The 3,417-nt window shown below is 53.3% G+C and carries 3 protein-coding genes; 1 reads left to right on the forward strand and 2 read right to left on the reverse strand.

Annotated elements, in window-relative coordinates; genetic code table 11:
• Both AC1DSG_RS29255 and AC1DSG_RS29260 read right to left on the reverse strand, forming a co-directional pair.
• Nucleotides 1-756 (reverse strand): LysR family transcriptional regulator (locus AC1DSG_RS29255; RefSeq protein WP_477793981.1); only part of this gene is annotated, 756 nt, incomplete at its 3' end.
• 20 nt (nucleotides 757-776) lie between these two features.
• The gene (locus tag AC1DSG_RS29260) at nucleotides 777-1,751 is read right to left on the reverse strand and encodes a quinone oxidoreductase family protein (protein WP_477793982.1); all 975 of its coding nucleotides are present in this window, start codon (nucleotides 1,749-1,751) and stop codon (nucleotides 777-779) included.
• Nucleotides 1,752-2,173: 422 nt separating this feature from the next.
• Between AC1DSG_RS29260 and AC1DSG_RS29265 the strand changes: the two genes are divergently transcribed.
• On the forward strand, nucleotides 2,174-3,417 hold a 1,244-nt coding region (locus AC1DSG_RS29265; RefSeq protein WP_477793983.1), incomplete at its 3' end, for an MFS transporter.

The raw sequence follows: 3,417 nt of genomic DNA on the forward strand, positions 1-3,417 counted from the left end.
CGCCTTGGCCATCAACCAAGTACTACCAGCAACGATGCCCAATCCATGACTGGCAGCAATGAGAAGCCCCTCGTTGTCGTTACTTTTGATCGACCCTTTTGGCCTAACTGTGACGGCCTTACCGCCGGACACGAGGCGCCAATCAGGAAAAGTGCTGAATCCGGTGTAGGACAGACATTGGTGCTTCATCAAGTCGTGAGGGTGCGTGGGCGCTCCATGTTGCTCAACGTACTCAGGCGAGGCGCACAAGATGCGTCTTTGATCGCAAAGCTTCCGTGCGATCAGCCGGCTGTCCGGCAAATCCCCGATACGTATCGCCAAGTCATACCCCTTCGAGACAATATCCACGAAATCATCGGTGTACTCGAGCTCTAGGGAGAGATGGCGATGGAGTTTGGCGAACTCGGCAATCAGCGGGCTCAACCACATCCGCCCCATCGCGGAGGGCAGGGACAACCTGAGCGTTCCTTGAATTTCCGATGAGTCTTGTAACGCTTCGGATTGAGCCTCCTCTATCAACCGAGCAGCGGCACGGATGTTTTCAACGAAACGAGCACCGACGTCAGTGAACCGTACAGTCCGGGTCGTTCTCTCAACCAGCCGAACACCCAGCCTCATTTCCAGCGCGGAAATACGCTTCGACAAAACGGATGGATGCCGCTCGAGAACCTTCGCCGCCGCTGAAAACGTCTGATGATCTGCAAGCGCAAGGATTGCGCAGAGCTCATCTGCTTTACGGCTATCGAACGGATCCATCAACAACCTCACCAGTGGGGTTAAGGAACAAGGACAATCGAACCTTTGGAATGTCCGTTCTCAATGTCCTGCTGGGCCTTGCCGGCTTCGTTCAAAGGATAAATTTTCGAGACATGGGCCTTGATGATGCCCTTGGCAATGGCGTCCAGCACATCAGCTGCACGCTCTTGATAAGCCTCAGCAGTAGCAGTATGAGCCAACAAGGAAGGTCGTGTGAGGTACAGGGAGCCTTTGGCATTGAGCGTCCCTATCGCTACGGGATCCGGCACGCCACTAGAGATGCCGTAGGAAACCATCAGACCACGCACCGTCAGGCAATCCAACGAAGTCTCGAAGGTCTGCTTACCGATTGGGTCATAAACAACATCCGCCTTCTTTCCGCCGGTAGCTTCCTGAACGTTTGCTGCCAATGTCGCGCTATCGAACACGAACACATGGTCACAACCAGCAGCACGTGCCCGCTCTACGCTCGCTTCTTTCGACACTACACCGATTACGTTCGCACCCAAGTGCTTCGCCCAAGCGGCCATCAGCTGACCAACTCCACCGGCAGCGCCGTAGAGCAAAATGTTTGTGCCCTTGCTAACTGGGTAAGTGGTTTTGAGCAGGTATTGAGCGGTGATGCCTTTGAACAGGACGGAGGCCGCTTCTTCAAAACTCATAGAGTCAGGCAGCTTAACCAATCGTTCCGCTGGATAAAGTCTGACAGCTGCATAGCTGCCGATAGGGCCAGTCGCGTATGCAACACGATCACCAACCTTGACGTTCGTCACATTTGGYCCAATGGCCTCTACAACGCCAGCACCTTCCAGGCCAATACCAGAAGGAAGCGCGATCTTCACCTCGCCACGGCGTTGACTGATATCCAGAGGATTCACACCCACCGCATGCTGCTTAAGACGCACCAGCCCCTCAGCCGGCTCGCCGACCTGAATGCTGTCCAGATGAAGTTGCTCAGCACCACCAAAGCTTTCTAAACGCACTACATCGACCATGACTCACCTCCAGTGATTGCACTGCACCAAAGGTCGCACCTTGCACCATTTGCAACAAGCCACACTCCATGCATTACAGAACTGCACCATTTGCACAAGTCATCCGCCATACCTCTCCATGATCAGCTGAAACGGCTGTGCAGCAGGTAGAGGGCGACCAGCAGTGCATTCCCTATTTTTTGCACATCCATTGAGCAGATTCTGCTCTGTGCCACTCGCTAGGCCACTCATAGACTCGGTTCCACTACCACAAGCAACTGGAGAATTTAGCCCCCGCTGTTCGCAATACGATCCATCGAGCATGACCGAATTATCGGGGCGCCAGCTTCAGATAAATCTAACGATGGCGGCCAGTTCAATTGGCCGGCAGTCAAGAACAAAAAAAAAAACAAAACGAGCCCACTGGGCCGAGGAACTGCAAAATGAATGAGATAGCCCAAGAGCGAGCCATTGGCTCATCCGAAGAAATAGGACGACAAGACAAGAAGATTATTTTCGCCTCTTCTCTTGGAACGATTTTCGAGTGGTACGATTTCTTTCTGTATGGCGCCATGGCAGCCATCATCGGCAAGCACTTCTTCTCTGGCGTCAACGACACAACCGCCTTCATCTTTGCGCTCATGACCTTCGCCGCCGGCTTCCTTGTGAGGCCTTTCGGTGCACTTGTGTTTGGGCGCCTGGGCGACATGATCGGCAGAAAATATACCTTTATGGTCACCATTATATTAATGGGTATATCGACTTTCCTCGTCGGCCTCCTTCCGACCTATGCCTCTTGGGGCATCGCTGCACCGATCATTCTGGTGGCTTTGCGTATGCTCCAGGGCCTTGCGCTCGGCGGCGAATATGGCGGTGCCGCTACTTACGTGGCCGAACATGCCCCTAGGAACAAGCGAGGTATGTTCACTGGCTGGATTCAATCCACGGCTACCTTCGGCCTGCTTCTCTCCCTACTGATCATCTTGATCTGCCGTAAGGTCACCGGCGATCAGTTTGAAGTGTGGGGCTGGCGAATCCCATTCCTGCTTTCCCTAGTGATGGTTGGTATTTCTGCTTGGATTCGCATGAGCATGCATGAGTCTCCTTCCTTCAAAAAAATGAAGGAAGAGGGTACGACGAGCAAATCGCCGATTCGCGACTCGTTCGGCTCTTGGTCAAATCTCAAGATAGTGTTGACTGCACTGTTCGGCATCAACGCCGGCCAAGCCGTGACCTTCTACACCTCTCAGTTTTACGTCTTCTTCTTCATGACCCAGTTCTTGAAGATGGATCCGGCACAGTCCAACACTCTGCTGATTATCAGCGTGGTGATTGGAGCACCGTTCTTCATCATCTTCGGCTCACTCTCCGACAAGATTGGACGCAAGCCGATTCTGATGACCGGTTTACTACTTGCCACCCTTCTGTATTTTCCACTATTCAAAGCTCTGAGCTACTACGGGAACCCTCAGATCTCGCAAGCAAGCATCACCGCTCCGGTCACGGTTACCGCTGACCTGGCCTCTTGCACCTTCCAATTTGATCCGGTGGGCAAAGCCAAATTTGACAGTGCTTGCGACAAGACCAAGGCCTATCTGGCCAAGATGGGTATCCCATACGAATCGGTAGCCGGCCCTGTAGGCAGTGACATCAAAATTGCCGTCGGTAGTACGGTGCTTATCGGCTT

The organism is Pseudomonas sp. P5_A12 (assembly GCF_056400685.1).